Origin of the sequence: Petrocella atlantisensis (assembly GCF_900538275.1) — a bacterium.
GTDB classification, from domain to species: domain Bacteria; phylum Bacillota; class Clostridia; order Lachnospirales; family Vallitaleaceae; genus Petrocella; species Petrocella atlantisensis.
On sequence record NZ_LR130778.1, the window covers coordinates 1,601,071 to 1,617,576 of the forward strand.

The window sequence follows — 16,506 nt, forward strand, 5'->3', positions numbered from 1 at the left end:
TTTCTATTTATAGTCTCACTTCCTGTCCCTCAAAACTATTAATCTCATCAACCCTCATTGGTCTGTAGAAATAATACCCTTGAAACTCTGAACAACCATTACTCATAAGAAAATCAAGTTCTTCTTTTCTCTCAACACCTTCCGCAATGAGTCTAAATTTCATGTTCTTTGCAAGGTCTATAATTACTTTTGCGACAGCCTGGTCTTTTTCTGATTGATCCACATTCCGAACAAACTCCATTGCTAATTTTAGTCTGTCTATCGGCAACCTTTTAAGGCGACTTAAGGAAGAATATTCTGTACCAAAATCATCTATGGCAATAGAAATCCCCATTTCTCTAAATTGAGCCAGTCTTTGAATCACATCATCTTCTTCATGTATGGCAACACTTTCTGTCACTTCAAGTTCTAGGTATTTAGGGTCCATATGATAAGTACCTATAATCCTAGTTACTTTATCTATAATCCTTTCATCTTTTAACTGCTCCACAGATAGGTTCACCGCCATGATATGTTGGTCAAACCCTTCCTTGCGCCATGTATAACTTTGTTTGCAGGCGTTAATCAGAACCCATTCACCAATTTCATGAATCAAACCACTCTGCTCAGCCAAAGGTATAAACACACCTGGTGAAATCATCCCCTTTTGAGGGTGTTGCCACCGTACTAAAGCTTCAAAGCCACTTATCAGATTCTTATCACAATTGACTTGAGGCTGAAACATTAAAAACAACTCATCATTGACCAATGCATAATGTAAATCTTTCAGCAACTTAGTACGTTCACCTGTTTCTCTCTTCATAGAATCATTGCAGAAGACATACTTATTTTTCCCAAGCGCCTTTGCTTTATACATAGCCATATCTGCATGTTTGACTAACGTTTCACTTGCATTACCATCCTCGGGATATACAGCAATACCAGCACTGGCTGCCACTTTGAGCATATGATTTTTTATATTCACATCAACTTCGAAAGTCGACATAATGTTCTCAACAATAGATTGCAGCTCATTTATAGAAGCAACGCCAGGGATAATCACTAGAAATTCATCTCCACCAAAGCGGCAGGCTATATCCTGTAACCTTAGATTTTCTTTGATTCGATTTCCAATAATTCTTAGAAGCTCATCACCAGCATCATGACCAAGGGTATCATTAATATATTTAAAATCATCTAGATCCAAAAACATAATACCTAGTTGAAGGTTTGAGCGCTTTGATATCCTGAGTATTTCATCCATATGAATTTGGAACATTTTCCTGTTACTGAGACCAGTCAATAAATCTGAATAAGCTAACTCGTTAATATTGTTTTGTGAGTCGATTTTATCCCAAGCATCCGATAAAATATTTCTTAATATTATCAGAGATTCTTCTTCTTCATTGCCCCACTGTTTTCTCTTACCAGATAAGAACATCAAGTGACCTTGGTTATCATTTCCTCTTGTGACAGGTATTAAAATCATGGATCTGGCCCTATTATTATCTACAATACATCTAAAATTATCATTTTGTTGTACATGGTTTTCCAAATCAAATATCTGAATGATTTCACCATTAAAAAATGAATCACTTAGTTCACCTAATCCGTATTTTATAGTATCAAGGGTCGTATATTCTACATGACACTGATTACTTGTCTGTATTGATTCTCCGAAGCTTTGTCCTTCTCTCGGATACTTAATAGCATGCCCACATGACGCATCTAGAAGCTTATTAGCAACATCTAGAAGTTCCAATGTTTTTTTCTCTATTGTATTTTTGTCTATAGTTATAAAATCAGAAGATAGTTGTGCAAGGTTTTGGTGATTGATAATATAACGTTGATTGAGTAATAATTTATCATTTAAATAATTATTAACAAGTAAGACGGACAGAAATATCAGTATATAAAATGATATCTGTAGCGTCCAATCCATATACGTGATATCAATGATTTGACCCTGATTAAAAGCCCAATCATGGGCATGATAAATCAAGCTAGTTAGACTGATTGCATATATAAACCTCTTATAATTGAATAAGATTGATATCAATAAGAACAAAACAGGCAATGCCCATATAAAATTATTGGCTAACCTTCCAGAATAGTGTATTAATAAATATGTTACTAAACCAGTATTGATGAAAAAGTACAACTTGTCTTGTGTTTCTAACCTAGATACGTAAATCGAGATGAACATCACCAAAATTCCTGCCAGGCAAATCAATCCACTAACACCAAGAACGTCTTCCAAGGTATATGCACTTACAAAATATACGCCTATATTAACAATACCTATTATAATTATCAGGGCTGATGTATAAGCGAAAATCATTTGATGCTTCTTTTCATTCAGAAAGTAGTCATCTTGATAGGATCGATGTTGTCTTGCAATCATTAAACCATGGATATTGATTGAATAAACCGTTCCAATTATTGGTATTACTGCAAAGAAAACACCAAGCTGTGGAATCTCCAAACCAATACTACGATATAAAACCAAATCGCTTATAACGCCAAACACAACTGCTAAAGTTAAGGTTGCAACTATAATAACCTTTGTTTTTCTAACCTCCCGCGATCTTTTTTTATCACGCCATACAATCAATAAGATAAGAGCTACTGCAGAAAAGACAACTACATATAAATTAAATATGACATCCATTAATCCACCAGTTGCCGCATTCATCCAACCTAATTTTGTCCAACTCAAATTATATTGGGCTTTTGCTATATTTGGTATTAGGCTAAAGGTCAATATCAAGAAAATGCTAGGGCTATAGAACAACAATTTCCTAGTCTGGTTAAACAATATATTTTCCTTTCCAGTTAAAAGAATAATATAGTGAACCAGTAAAGCAAAAAAACTGCCCCATCCAACAGCCATTACTCTGCGCCAAGCCAAGGCTTTCTCAAGACTAGTTGCTGAATTCTCCATCGAGAACCCAAAAGACCAAATTGCTAGAGACAGGGTAACAAAGAACAAGATTTTATTCAGGTGGTGTTTCTTGTTTTTATTAAGTATGTATATACCAATAAATAAATGGATTAAAGCCACTAGAAAATAGCCTATAGAAAAGTATTCAGATTTTAGTATCACTGAAATCACCTTCTTTCATAGCTGACTCTATCGCCTCGACTGTCATCGGTTTGAAATAATAATATCCTTGAATCTCATTACACCCGTTATTCAAAAGATAGTCAAGTTCTTCTCTAGTTTCTACACCTTCAGCAATCAAGTTCAAATTCATATTTCTAGATAATTCGATGATAACCTTTACTAAAGCTTGATCTTTCTCAGATTTATCGATATTTCGAACGAACTCCATGGCTAGCTTTAATCGATCAATTGGTAACTTTTTCAATCGGCTAAGTGAAGAATATTCCGTTCCAAAATCATCAATGGCAATAGCTATACCCAATGCTCTTAGGTCTGCAAGTCGTTCAATAACTTTATCCTTTTCATGTATAGCGACACTTTCTGTGACTTCCAACTCTAAAAACTTCGGTGTCATGTGTGTTGTTTTGAGGATATCAGCTACTAAGTCTGTGAATGAATCATCTTTTAGCTGATCAACGGATATATTGACAGCCATGATATGCTCGCCATAGCCTTCCTTGATCCATCTGGCATTTTGTGTACATGCTTCTCTAAGTACCCATTCACCGATAGAATTTATCAGACCGCTTTGTTCGGCCAATGGTATGAATACACCTGGTGATATTAATCCTCTATCGGGATGTTGCCAACGAATTAATGCCTCAAATCCATATATTGAATCCTTTTCAACATTAATTTGTGGTTGATACATTAATAGGAGTTCATTATTAGCTAAGGCACTATGAAGATCATTTGTTAATTCGATTTTTTCATTAACCTGATGTTTCATTTCATCTGTACACACTAAATACTTGTTCTTCCCAGAATATTTTGACTCATACATAGCCATATCTGCATGTTTTATAAGTGAATCTACACTTAAGCCATCCTCTGGGTAAACTGATATCCCCATACTGGCGGTTACTTTAAATTTATTCTCACCTATTTCAACGTCTTCATTAAAGACTGACATAACTCTTTCGGCAATTGAATATATATTGTCTAGATGATGAATTTCCGGAAGCATAATCAGAAATTCATCACCACCAAAGCGGCAAATACTGTCTACCGATCTTAACTGATCTTGTATTCTTTTTGCTAAAACCTGTAACAGTATATCACCGGATTCATGCCCTAAGGTGTCATTAACTCGCTTAAAATCATCTAAATCTAAAAACATGACACCTAACTTCATATCTAATCCACAGGAAAGATTCAGTACTTTTTCCATTTGAATCTGAAACATTGTACGATTAAACAGACCGGTCAAACCATCATAATATGCCAATTTTGTGATTTCGTTTTGTGATTCAATCTTTAGCCAGGCATCAGCAAGAATATTTCTTAATAGAATTAAAGCCTCTTCATCTTCCCTCCCCCATTGCTGTCTCTTCACTGAACCAAACACAAGAGAGCCCAGCAAATGATAATCTCTTATAATCGGTACAATAAGGGCTGACTTTACATCATCATTTTGCAATACACCATCAAATGCACCATGTTCTCGAACATGCGTTTCAAAATCATAGATCTGAACAGGCTCCCCCTGGTTGTGTTGCATCTCCAAGGCCCCTAAACCCTTTATCAAGGTTACTTTATCTAGAAAAATCAGCCTACTCTTTTGTGATTCATCTATTGCTTTTTCTGATGCTGAATCATCACGATATTTTACAATTATTCCATATGTAGTATTCAGCAGTTCATTTGCCACTTCAACAAGCTTATTAGACTTATCTTCAATATTCTGAGCATCAATCGCAATAAATTGTGTGGACACTTTTGTAAGTTTCTTACGTGCTGTTTTGTATTTTTCATTTTTTGTAAGTATAGCTCTGTACACAATATTTATATAATTTATCAAAACAATAATGAATACCAATACTATACTACGTCGTAAAAAAGTTGCGTTATCTAAGATCACTTCACCAGTATAATGACTTCTTGTAAACAAAGTAATGATGAACACAGGTAAGAGTGATGCAATACTCAAGAGTGTACTTCCATATAGCAACAGCATAATAGTGAGTAAGATTGGTAAAAACCAAGCGGTTGCATTAGACTTGTCCTGTTGCAAGACAATAAGACCGGCATTGGCAATTAGAACTAATATAAATAAATTAAAGGTCCAGATTCTATCCCGATTGAAGACTTCCGGTATTAGGCGAATATATATGGCACCACAAAGAATAATTGTTCCCACAAATATGACATCTTCAAGACTCTGATGGTACACAAAATATGTACCTGCTATGTATATCAAGCTCCCGGCAACAAGTATTATATAGAGCATTTTTAAGAACTTATATCTCTTTTCGATATAAACGTCTTCTATTCTTCTAGAAGTTGCCTCAACTTTGTTGGGCACCATAAGACCATGTCTTTTTATTGCAACAAGTATAGCAATCATCGGTATAATTGCATAAATTACGCCTAATAATGGTGTCGATTCACTTAACACATTTCTTAGAATAATATCTGTAACTGAACCAATCACTATGCCTAACAGTATAGTAACTATCATCATGTACGCTGTAACTCTGACTCTCTGATCGTCTCTTGTCTTCTTCCACTTAAGTAAAACTACAATGGTTAATAATGTAAATAGAATATAATATACGTAAAAAAAGTAATCCAAAATACTATTTGAAGTGGTATTAAACCACCCAGAACTCGTTAAGACCAGTTGAAACTCATCGTTGGCGGTCTTAGGGAATATGCCATAAAAAAACACATTAATAGCAGCAGGTAAATACATGAGATAATATGTCTTACGTTTATTCAAAAAGTGATTCTCTGAAACAATCATCATATAATGCAAGAGTACACTATAAAAAACACCCCATCCAAGTACACTAATACGATATATAATTACTGCTACTTCAAACTTGGAGGCTACGGATAAAAAGGCAAAGCTCAAAGACCAAACAACTAGCGTAACACAAAGATATAGGAACGCCCTATTCTCTTTTCCTCTGTTATTTAAAGCATACCCATAAAGACCTATCAAAACGAAAACCAAGGCAGATAACCAGTATATTAAACTGTATATGTCATTTAAAGGTATATACTCTCTCATATGTGTCTCCTAGCCAAAAATTCTCTTAATATCCTCACAAACTCTTTTATCTTACTCAATAACAAAATACTACTGTAACCAAACTCATATAGTACTATTATACCATATGATCTGATACACTAAAGTTATAATGGTGGAAATGCGTTTTCTAACCATTCTATCCTTGAATATTTTAACACAGCCTAAAATGACAATGATTTAACTAGCCAGAAAACTCTGATTTATCTCACACCTTAATCCGTGAAACTCAATGTTAAAAAAACTTGCTAACAACGCATAAAATCAAGGTTTGTAGTATGTATTTTTCCTGTTTACTATTTCACCCATCGGGTGAAATAACATTGACTGAATTCCCCACCAAAACGCTATATTTGGTATAATGAATGCATATTAAAATGTGAGGTGCGCAGTCATGAAAAAAATAGTAATCGAATTCGGGAATGAACGTCTCATTACTCCAAGTGGCCTTTCTCTTGTTGGTGCAATGTTGGGAAAAAGCGACCTTGTAAAACGCTGCAACAGAATGTCTATTACTGATAAACGTTCACAGCCACAAATCAAAAATGGTGACATTTTGCTCACCTATATCGGACTCCTTTGTCAAGGGAAGACCGAATATGACGCGGTCCGCGAAATGTTTGATGATCCTGATTACTATAAACTTGCCCTTGGTATTACAAGAGAAATTCCATCTGCCGAAACATTACGCCAACGAATGGATTCTATCGGTTCATCCTTAAGGGATGAACTCCTACAGGCAAATATCACCATGTTCCAAAACTACGGAATCAAGCCCGCGCTTTGCCAAATGGCTATGTTCCTGTCGATATTGATGTAACACCCTTCGACAATTCGAAGACCTCTAAACAAGGTGTATCTCGCACCTATAAGGGTTATGATGGTTACGCGCCAATGATGGCTTATATCGGAACCGAGGGTTTCCTTGTCAACTGTGAACTCCGCGAGGGCAAACAGCATTGTCAGAATCATACGCCGGAGTTTCTTAAAGAAACTTTGAGACTTTGTCATCAGCTTACGGATGCACCTCTTCTAATACGTCTTGATGGAGGAAATGATTCCTCTGAAAACCTTGGTATTCTGATTGAAGACGGTTCATGGTTCATTGTCAAACGTAATCGACGCAGAGGAGAAGCAAAAGAAAAATGGCTTGACGATGTAAAATCCTTTCGTAAAGACATTCGTAATCCGAGAGACGGGAAAACGGAATACATTGGTTCTTCGTGGAAAAATGTCACTTACAAGGATTCTGACAACAATGAGAAAACCATGGGAATGCGTATCGGTTATGAAGTCATTGAAAGAACCATTGACAAGTATGGACAGATGTTGTTGGCTGGTGATATTGAAGTCAATACCTGGTGGACAAATCTGGACTTTACTGATGACGATGTCATCAAACACTATCATGCTCACGGCGAATGTGAACAGTATCACAGTGAGATAAAAACCGACATGGATGTGGAACGACTTCCATCAGGCAAGTTTGATACAAACGAACTGGTGCTGGAATTGACAATACTGGCGTATAATATTCTTCGCTTGATTGGTCAGCAGTCTCTAAAAAGCAAGCATTCTCCAAAGACAAAACGTCCCGTCAAGCGACGAAGACTTCGAACGGTCATTGGTAACCTTATTTTAATCGCAGGTCATGTTACGTCTCACGGCAGAAAAGTGATTTTATCGTTAGGTTGTAGCAATACGTGGCGACATGCCTTCATGGACATATATCAACGTTTCGTATTGGCATGATACATCATATATACGGTTTGATTCTTTAAACTGAAGCAGTTAAATGCTGCTAAGGCTTCTTAAGTGACAGAAAATTTGGATGACGACACAAACCATGACACAAAAGCTAAGGTTAAACCTAAAATCTAGTGATCTGTAAACTGTGTGAGATTGATGAAACCACAAAAACTGTCTTCTTGCAATGAAGTTCACGGATTCAGGATATAGTAAAAAACCGCCTTATTTATGATACGGTTCACCGCTTAATATCCTAAAATTCAAGTTGCATTTATCCTGAGAACACCTGCACTATAAAGGTCAATAGTTATTTGAAATAAAAAAGACCAAAAGCAAAACAGTCTTCATAACTGTCGCCTTGGTCCATAGGGGTCATCTGTATATCCTAATATGATGTTTCCAATTGATGATACTCCCCCATCCCAATTAGCTCTTAACAATAATTATAGCTTTCTTTGTTGCGTTTGCCAATGCCGTTTCACGCTTTTTTTGTAGGATATGTTGAGAATAGTCAACAGCTCTACAAATCTAAATTTGTAGTTACTCAATCTATATAAGTCTAAAGATTAAATAACTACAAAAATGTCTCACAGAGCTTAAGATTTTTCTTTTTTCGGCTTATTATGCATACCATTTTATTAACTAAATAATCTTAAATATTTGTAACCCAATCCACACAATGGCTATGTCAGCTGACATATGAATCATCCATGAGGCAAGAAAACTTTTGGTCCTGTTCACAAAGTAAGCAAAAATAAGTCCACCTATAAACAGTCCCAATAGAGCTAGCGCCATCACCCACATATCAAACCAAGTTCTAAAATTCGAAATATGATAGAGTGCAAATACCAACGATGAAAATACATAAGCCAAACGGTGCCATCCGGCTTTAATCAGCCCTTGAAAAATAAATCCTCTGAAGAACAACTCTTCAATAAAAGCGTTTACCACAATTGTATAGATGCCAACGAATATAATTTCATTCCTTGATACAGCCATACGTCCCGATATGTCAGAAATAATATCATCAATACCAATCAGAGGCCGAATAAGATAAAAAGTGACCATAATGACTATAAACACCAACAGCGACCATAAGGTTATCAAAGGTATATCCGACTTATGAAGCCTCATAGACCACTTAATCTTAAAATCATATTTATACAAAGCCATCGGCAGCAGCAAGAACAGAGGCAATTTGATTAAGGTCTTGATAAGATAAGGTGCATGAAGTATTTGTTCAATGATATATAAAAAGACCATAATACATAATGTATAGGCTATTATTGTGATTTTAATCTTCATTCCCTTACTACCATACCTTTCAAATTCTATTGAAACAGAAGCCTATTATGCTTCACTCATTCTAATGTTAGATTAAAGTGTCCTTCTCTATTTACTAAAAAAATAAATGGGACATCATCCTATGGATGTGCCCCATTTTAACCAAGCGGAGAGAGGGGGATTTGAACCCCCGGTTCCTTTAGAGAACGACAGTTTTCGAGACTGCCACCTTAAGCCACTCGGACATCTCTCCAGAATTACTTTAACAATATACTATAAGAGTTCAGTACTAGTCAACACCTACTGTAATGATATAGGGTGTCTCAAGTCTTTTGTCGTTCTCTTTTATTACTCTTGCTTCCGGATTAAAGGGCTTACCTCTAAAGTTCTTGGTAACGATACATTCTCTTCCATCTTCCAGTTTAATCGTAAAGCCGATGGGGTAAGGTGATACCCTATCGGCAAAAGCTCTAACCAGCTTAGGATCAAATGCGGTACCCATGCCCTCAATAATCATCTTGAATGCTTGTGCCGGATTAAGGGCCTCTCTTTGCCTTCTACGACTGGACAAAGCATCAAAAACATCCGCAATGGCCACGATTCTACCGTAGATACTGATATCTTCACCAGCTTTTTTGGTTGGATACCCGCCACCGTCATAACGTTCATGATGTTGTAGTATGGCCAAATAGCTACGCATCCGAAGGTTAAACTCATCCTTTGCAAAAAGATACCCTTCTACAGTATGGGTTTTGATTAACTCGTATTCCTCATCTGTGAGTTTTCCCTTTTTCTCTAGAATCTCCTTGGGTATAAACATATTACCTATATCATGAAAAAATGCACCTACAGCCAGACGGTACATCTCAAGTGATGATAATTCAAGGCATTTCCCAATAATTAGCGAAATAACCGTTACATTCACCGGTTGTTGGTAGATATAGTTTTCAATCGTCTTGATATCAAAAACATCATACAAATCAATCTTTTCACTAATAATATCTTCAGTCAGCTTATCAATAGACTCTAAACAAGCTTGCATATGCTTATGATAAAGTCCTTTGTTTCTACTTTGTATGGCCAAATACAACTTCTTAAGATTCTGTGTGGCCTCATTTCTCGTCTTTGATGTGATGGTGCATTGGATTTCAAGATCATTGGAAAACTCATCCAGTACATAAAGATAAGGAATTTCATATTGAGATAGGTTCTGTATATAACGTTCTGATATCTCAGTACCTTTTTTTGCTAATATGGAACCATTGATGCTATAGAAATCATCGGCAATTTGCATGCCTGTTTTAAGATCGGAAAATTCAACTAATCTCATACTTTACCTCCATTCAACTTCCGTTACCTTATCCAAAATCATTATAGCATTTATAAGGGCAAAATAAAATAAATATTAATACTAAAGTCCTATATCTTTGATCCTGTATTATGGTCTTGTGCTATGGTTCAACGCACTTACATATCATATACTTTTCTAGTGAGTAAAAAATCATCCCAAGTATAGATATTTCTAGTTACTTGGGATGTTCTTTATATTCTCTTTATTCAGATTTTATACATCAACTCTATTTAAATAATTCCAATAAATTGTATTTACTAAATACGGATACCATGATTAAGGATATCATTGCCATGATCTTAATGAGAATATCCAGTGATGGTCCTACTGTATCTTTGAGAGGGTCACCTACTGTATCACCGATTACGGTTGATGCATGAAGTTCAGATCCCTTGCCTTGCCCTTCAAATTCTCCGGATTCAACCAATTTCTTGGCATTATCCCATGCACCACCGCTGTTGGCTGTGAAAAGAGCCAGCATAATCGCTGATAATAAAGTCCCAATAAGCATACCACCTACAAATTCTTCACCAAATATAAAACCACTACCAATCGGTACCAATACAGATATCATAGCCGGTAAGGTCATTTCTTTTAGGGCGCCTGCAGAAGAAATCTCAATACAACGCTTATAGTCAGGTTTGGTCTCACCTGTTAAAATACCCGGCATCTCCCTAAATTGTCGCCTGACTTCATCTACCATGGCACCTGCTGCTTTGGCAACAGATTCAATAAGTAATCCTGAGAAGTAAAATGGTAATGCAGCACCGACCAAAGCACCAGCTAAAGTTAGGGTATTGATCATATTAATATTGAGTACAAATCCCATGGTATCTCCCATAGTGGTTTGAGAATAGAGATATGATGCCAATAAGGATAAAGCAGCAAGAGATGCAGACCCAATTGCAAAGCCTTTGCCAATGGCTGCTGTTGTATTTCCCACTGAATCCAACTTGTCCGTAATCTTACGGACCTCAGGTGCTAATTCACTCATTTCACAGATACCACCGGCATTGTCTGCTATAGGACCATAAGTATCTACAGATACAGTTGCTGCTACAAAAGAAAGCATACCGATGGCTGCCATCGCCACACCATATAGTCCTGCAAAATAATTGGATGCCAAGGTCGCAAGCGCAAGTACAATAACAGGAAATAAAGTGGACTTCATACCTGAAGCCAAACCTTGAGTGATGGTTAAAGCTGTTCCCTGCATGGACTTTTGAGCAATGGTTAAGGTTGGTTTAAAATCATAACTGGTATAATATTCCGCTAAGAATCCAATCAAAATACCACTTCCGATACCAAAAACAGCAGCTATCCAAGGTGACAGAATACCCATCTTAAAGCCAAGACTTGATACATCCATACCTTTAAAATATAGATTGGTAAAAATACCTGTAGCGACTACCGTTAGACCTGCAGATATCCATAGAGCATAATTTAACTCTCTATGGGGATTATCCGATACTTTTCTAAAAATCAAGGATAAGATACCGATGACACAACTGATGAGTCCTATTGCTGCAAAAAGCAATGGGTATAATAATAGATTCTCAACCAACTTAAAATCCATAGAACCATTGATGCCACTGGTTGTATAATACATGTATGAAACAAGCACAATGGCCGAGATCAAAGCACCTACAAAGCTTTCAAGTAAATCAGCACCCAGTCCCGCCACATCACCTACATTATCGCCAACATTGTCTGCAATAGTAGCCGGGTTTCTAGGGTCATCTTCCGGTATGCCTGCTTCGGTTTTACCAACTAAGTCTGCACCCATATCAGCTGCTTTTGTATATATGCCACCGCCAACACGGTCAAACATGGCGATAATAGAACAACCAAGGGCATAACCGGAAACCGTCATAGTATAAGGAATGAAATGGACACCTATCCAATTCTCTTTAATAACCAGATTGATTTGATCCGTCTGTCCCAGTACTTTACCAAATATTATATAAACGAGGCCCAGTCCCAGTAGAGCAAAGCCTCCAACACTGAGTCCCATAACCGAACCACCCTGAAAAGCTACCTTAAGAGTTGCACCAAGGCTTTTGGTTGTTCTTGCTGTATTGGATACACGTACATTAGAGATCGTTGCAATCCTCATACCAATAAAACCGGCAAGTGCACTCATAGATGCACCCATAAGAAATGTTACACCTACATACCAATCTACCACCACACTTAGAATGATTGCAGCAAGCAAAGCGATTTTTGCTATAATGCTATATTCGTGACGAATGAAAGCATCCGCCCCTTCTTGTATAGCTGCTGCAATTTCTTTCATAAGGTCTGTACCAGGATCTAACTTTTTTACCGCCTTAAAATTATATGCTGCAAGTGTCAGTGCCAAAAATACCGCAAAAAAAACCAACGCAATCATAAACCTTACCTCCGCTTTTCATTTAAGCTCCGTAAACAAGGTCCTAATCGCCATTGGTTTTTATCATCCGGTCTAGATCAGTCACAAGTCTACTCTAGTTTATAGTTGAAATACTGAACCTATAACAAATGCCCATATTTCCCATCCTATAAAAAGTGTAACACACTTGGACTTCTTTGCAACTGATTTCAGAGCATTCTTGAAACTTCGAACTTACTTACAAAAATTACAGTTTTTTCTGTTCAAATTGCACTAAAACAGTTAAAGTGATTTACTATTTTTGATTGTCGAATCACAGGTACATCCGGTGGGACTGGAACACCCACCGCCAGTGGTATGACAAATGCCTTTTTCTTCTTTTCTTTTTGAACTCATATGGTCAGCGACCACCGCTAGAACTAAGATAACAACTAATAACACGATAACTTGGAGCATCCAATCACCTCCTTTGTGATAATGATAACTAAAATCAATATATGTTATTATTATACCTAATAAATGGTTAAAGTGTCAAAACTATATAGTTGAACTTTTACATACAATAGGACTACCCTCTTGTGATACCTGAGTCCTTAGCTGCTTTCATAACGGCTTTTGCAACCGCTTCTACCACTCTTGTATCAAATGGGGATGGTACAATATAGGTATTGGTTAGCTCCGTTTCATCTAGAACCTCAGCAATAGCATAAGCTGCAGCTAACTTCATTTCATCGTTAATTTTCTTTGCCCCGGCATCTAGAGCACCTCTAAAAATACCCGGGAAAGCTAATACATTATTGATCTGATTTGGATAATCACTACGACCGGTTCCAATAATTCTGGCACCGGCTTCAATAGCCAGTTCCGGCATAATCTCCGGTGTCGGATTCGCCATTGCAAAGATAAATGGGTTATCCTTCATGGAGGCTACCATTTCTTTTGTAACAATTCCTGCTGCGGATACACCTACAAAAACATCAGCGTCTTCAAGAGCTAAAGCCAAATCACCCTCAATATCCTCTTTGTTGGTAAAACTTAGAATCTCCTTTTTAACAAAATCAAGATCAGTTCTTTTTGAGCTAATAATACCGATTCGGTCCACACATAGTATGTCCGCTACACCATACTGCATAATCATTTTTGCTATAGAACTGCCTGCCGCTCCTGCTCCGCTTATAACCACTTTCAGTGATTTAGAGTCTCTTTTCGTCAATTTACACGCATTAATTAAAGCCGCAATCGTAATAATGGCCGTTCCATGTTGATCATCATGAAATACAGGAATATCCAGCTCTTCAATTAAACGTCTTTCTATTTCAACGCATCTTGGCGCTGATATATCCTCAAGATTAATACCACCTAAACCAGGTGCCAACAATTTGCATGTTCTAATGATTTCTTCTGTATCCTGGGTATCAAGACAGATAGGAAATGCATCTACATCTCCAAAATTCTTAAATAGGATTGCTTTTCCTTCCATGACCGGCAAAGCTGCCTCTGGTCCAATATTACCGAGACCTAAAACTGCTGACCCATCTGTTATAACCGCAACAAAATTCCCTTTATTTGTGTATCGATAAATAGCTTCCGGATTCTTCTCAATAGCACGGCAAGGCTCTGCAACACCGGGAGAATAGGCCATGCTTAACTCATCAGATGTGGTCACTTTTACTTTTGATATAACCGCTAGCTTACCCTTGTTTTTTTCATGCATTTCAAGGGATTTTTGATATATGTCCATATTTGCCTCCTAAATAACTGATTAAATGGTTGTTTTTGATTGTTGTCTACATTATAATACAGCTGGTCCATCCTTACAATGCTACGTTATACAGTCCTGTATATTTCTAGACAGTTTAACTTAAAAATGTTACAATATAATAGGAACTTTCTAGATTCTCTGCAAAACAATAAGGCTACGAATTCTAAAAAATGAACGCAGTACATGCTAATAATATGAATTCAGAATCTAGTTGATTATGATTATAAAGGAGGAAATTATGGGAAAGAAAGCTATTGAGATCACTAATCTTGATGTAGAAAAATTGATTCAAATGTTAAACGAGGCACTGGCTGAAGAATGGCTGGCTTATTATCAATATTGGATCGGTGCGCGTATGATGGAAGGACCTATGAGAAGTGAGGTTGAGCCTGAGTTGTTGTTACACGCAACAGAAGAGCTTGCTCATGCAGAACTTGTTGTTAATCGTATTTTACAACTCGGGGGCACACCTATCCTCAATCCTGCTGATTGGACATCTTTTGCAAAATGTGCTTATGAAGCACCAACAGATCCTTATATTGAGACTATTCTTCAACAAAATCTTGCTGGCGAACGTTGTGCTATCCAAAGATATGAGGAAATCTGTGACTTTACTAACGGCAAAGATCACTCTACTTATCAAATGGCAGTGTCAATTCTTAATGACGAACTTGAGCACGAGCATGATATTGAAGATTTCTTAATGGATATTGAGCGTATGAAAGAAGATATAAGAAAATTCAGACTATAATCTAAGATTATAAAAAGAAATTAGTCTCTAAGCCAAAACTTAGAGACTTTTTGTTGCTCACTAGGAAAGTCATACTTTAGTGTTCAGCCTTGAAGCATGTCAGAATGCGTCAAAGACCTTTCCTGTCAAACTGTTTAGAAACATGAATAGAGCTCAGAACAAAGCGAAGCTTCTTTTCTTATGTTTGTACCAGATTTCCGGTGAAGCTTTTTATCTGATCCATCACTTCTTTACCATAATTGTAACCCATCAAGTAGGTTGCTCTGATTTTTTCCCGATCTTTTTCGGCTCTTTCTAGTAAGATTGGTTTAGGTGGACGTATTACCAGTGCCACCCCTTCTTCTTCCAACTTCTCAAGATACTCTGTCGTTTCCTTGTAATAGACATGACGTCGTTTCATAGCTTGTACTACTGCCGGATGGGCTCGGTACATCAAGTTTCCGATTTTTTCATAGGTGAATGGCTTCCGTTCATAGCCTTGATGTCTGGTCAATATTACAATAACTTTTTCACACCCGTCTGCAAGTGCTTGACGCACCGGTATCGAGTCTGACACACCACCATCAAGATACTGCACCCCTTTAATACTTACTTTTTGTGATAAAAAAGGTAAGCTTGATGAGGCTCTAAGTGCCATGAGTAGAGATGGATCGTCCATCTCACTCTTGTAAAAATAGTCCGTTAGGCCGCTATGACAGCTCATTGCACCAATAACCAGCTCTTGATTCGATTGGCGGAAGGTGTTAAAGTCAAAAGGGTTCAATTCATAGGCCACGTCTTTAAATAAGAAATCCATGCCAAAAAGACTGCCTTTTGTTATCATATTTTTCATGCTCACATAACGATGGTCATTTAAATAGGTCATCATAATGTCATAGTTACGTTTTTTCTGTCTGGATATATAATTACCACCGTTTATGGCGCCCATAGATACCCCAATAACATAAGGCAAATAAATCTCTTCTTCAAGTAAACATTCTAATATACCTTCTGTAAATACGCCTCGAAAGCCACCGCCTTCAAGAACCAGTCCCACTTTTCTCTCCATTTTAAACCTCC

9 protein-coding genes, 1 tRNA gene and 1 pseudogene are annotated in these 16,506 nt (G+C 37.0%); 2 read left to right on the forward strand and 9 right to left on the reverse strand.

The genetic code is table 11. From position 1 onward, the window contains the following. Nucleotides 1-7: 7 nt before the first annotated feature. Both PATL70BA_RS07520 and PATL70BA_RS07525 read right to left on the reverse strand, forming a co-directional pair. The gene (locus PATL70BA_RS07520) at nt 8-3,085 is read right to left on the reverse strand and encodes an EAL domain-containing protein (protein WP_172596159.1); all 3,078 of its coding nucleotides are present in this window, start codon (nt 3,083-3,085) and stop codon (nt 8-10) included. Further along, on the reverse strand, nt 3,069-6,161 hold the full coding sequence (locus PATL70BA_RS07525) for an EAL domain-containing protein (protein ID WP_125136798.1): 3,093 nt from the start codon (nt 6,159-6,161) through the stop codon (nt 3,069-3,071). Before PATL70BA_RS07525 ends, PATL70BA_RS07520 begins: the two co-directional genes overlap by 17 nt. 412 nt (nt 6,162-6,573) lie before the next feature. On the opposite strand from PATL70BA_RS07525, the pseudogene PATL70BA_RS07530 reads away from it, so the two are divergent. After that, nucleotides 6,574-7,931, forward strand: a pseudogene (locus PATL70BA_RS07530) (IS1380 family transposase). 639 nt (nt 7,932-8,570) lie between these two features. On the opposite strand, the gene PATL70BA_RS07535 reads toward PATL70BA_RS07530, so the two are convergent. From PATL70BA_RS07535 to PATL70BA_RS07555, 6 genes are all read right to left on the reverse strand, one after another. After that, complete coding sequence (locus PATL70BA_RS07535) at nt 8,571-9,233, reverse strand: CPBP family intramembrane glutamic endopeptidase (RefSeq protein WP_125136799.1); 663 nt, start codon at nt 9,231-9,233, stop codon at nt 8,571-8,573. Nucleotides 9,234-9,379: 146 nt separating this feature from the next. Next, nucleotides 9,380-9,465, reverse strand: a tRNA-Ser gene (locus tag PATL70BA_RS07540). A gap of 36 nt (nt 9,466-9,501) precedes the next feature. After that, nucleotides 9,502-10,542 carry an HD-GYP domain-containing protein gene (locus PATL70BA_RS07545; RefSeq protein ID WP_125136800.1) on the reverse strand — a complete coding sequence of 347 codons (1,041 nt, stop codon included), beginning with the start codon at nt 10,540-10,542 and terminating at the stop codon, nt 9,502-9,504. 247 nt (nt 10,543-10,789) lie between these two features. Further along, nucleotides 10,790-12,955: a sodium-translocating pyrophosphatase gene (locus tag PATL70BA_RS07550; RefSeq protein WP_125136801.1), complete on the reverse strand. Its 2,166-nt coding sequence runs from the start codon at nt 12,953-12,955 to the stop codon at nt 10,790-10,792. Nucleotides 12,956-13,216: 261 nt separating this feature from the next. Further along, a complete protein-coding gene (locus PATL70BA_RS16255; protein WP_172596160.1) occupies nt 13,217-13,390 on the reverse strand; it encodes a hypothetical protein in 174 nt (57 codons plus the stop codon). A 112-nt stretch (nt 13,391-13,502) separates the two neighbouring features. Further along, on the reverse strand, nt 13,503-14,675 hold the full coding sequence (locus PATL70BA_RS07555; protein WP_125136802.1) for an NAD(P)-dependent malic enzyme: 1,173 nt from the start codon (nt 14,673-14,675) through the stop codon (nt 13,503-13,505). A gap of 259 nt (nt 14,676-14,934) precedes the next feature. On the opposite strand from PATL70BA_RS07555, the gene PATL70BA_RS07560 reads away from it, so the two are divergent. After that, complete coding sequence (locus PATL70BA_RS07560) at nt 14,935-15,447, forward strand: ferritin-like domain-containing protein (protein ID WP_125136803.1); 513 nt, start codon at nt 14,935-14,937, stop codon at nt 15,445-15,447. A gap of 178 nt (nt 15,448-15,625) precedes the next feature. On the opposite strand, the gene PATL70BA_RS07565 is transcribed toward PATL70BA_RS07560, so the two are convergent. Beyond that, nucleotides 15,626-16,495 carry a patatin-like phospholipase family protein gene (locus tag PATL70BA_RS07565; protein WP_125136804.1) on the reverse strand — a complete coding sequence of 290 codons (870 nt, stop codon included), beginning with the start codon at nt 16,493-16,495 and terminating at the stop codon, nt 15,626-15,628. Nucleotides 16,496-16,506: the final 11 nt, after the last annotated feature.

Excerpts from the sequence above, each read along its gene's own strand:
- PATL70BA_RS07525 (WP_125136798.1), bottom strand. The coding sequence starts at position 6,161 with ATGAGAGAGTATATACCTTTAAATGACATATACAGTTTAATATACTGG.
- PATL70BA_RS07535 (WP_125136799.1), bottom strand. The coding sequence starts at position 9,233 with ATGAAGATTAAAATCACAATAATAGCCTATACATTATGTATTATGGTC.
- PATL70BA_RS07550 (WP_125136801.1), bottom strand. The coding sequence starts at position 12,955 with ATGATTGCGTTGGTTTTTTTTGCGGTATTTTTGGCACTGACACTTGCA.
- PATL70BA_RS07560 (WP_125136803.1), top strand. The coding sequence starts at position 14,935 with ATGGGAAAGAAAGCTATTGAGATCACTAATCTTGATGTAGAAAAATTG.
- PATL70BA_RS07545 (WP_125136800.1), bottom strand. The coding sequence starts at position 10,542 with ATGAGATTAGTTGAATTTTCCGATCTTAAAACAGGCATGCAAATTGCC.
- PATL70BA_RS07565 (WP_125136804.1), bottom strand. The coding sequence starts at position 16,495 with ATGGAGAGAAAAGTGGGACTGGTTCTTGAAGGCGGTGGCTTTCGAGGC.
- PATL70BA_RS16255 (WP_172596160.1), bottom strand. The coding sequence starts at position 13,390 with ATGCTCCAAGTTATCGTGTTATTAGTTGTTATCTTAGTTCTAGCGGTG.
- PATL70BA_RS07555 (WP_125136802.1), bottom strand. The coding sequence starts at position 14,675 with ATGGACATATATCAAAAATCCCTTGAAATGCATGAAAAAAACAAGGGT.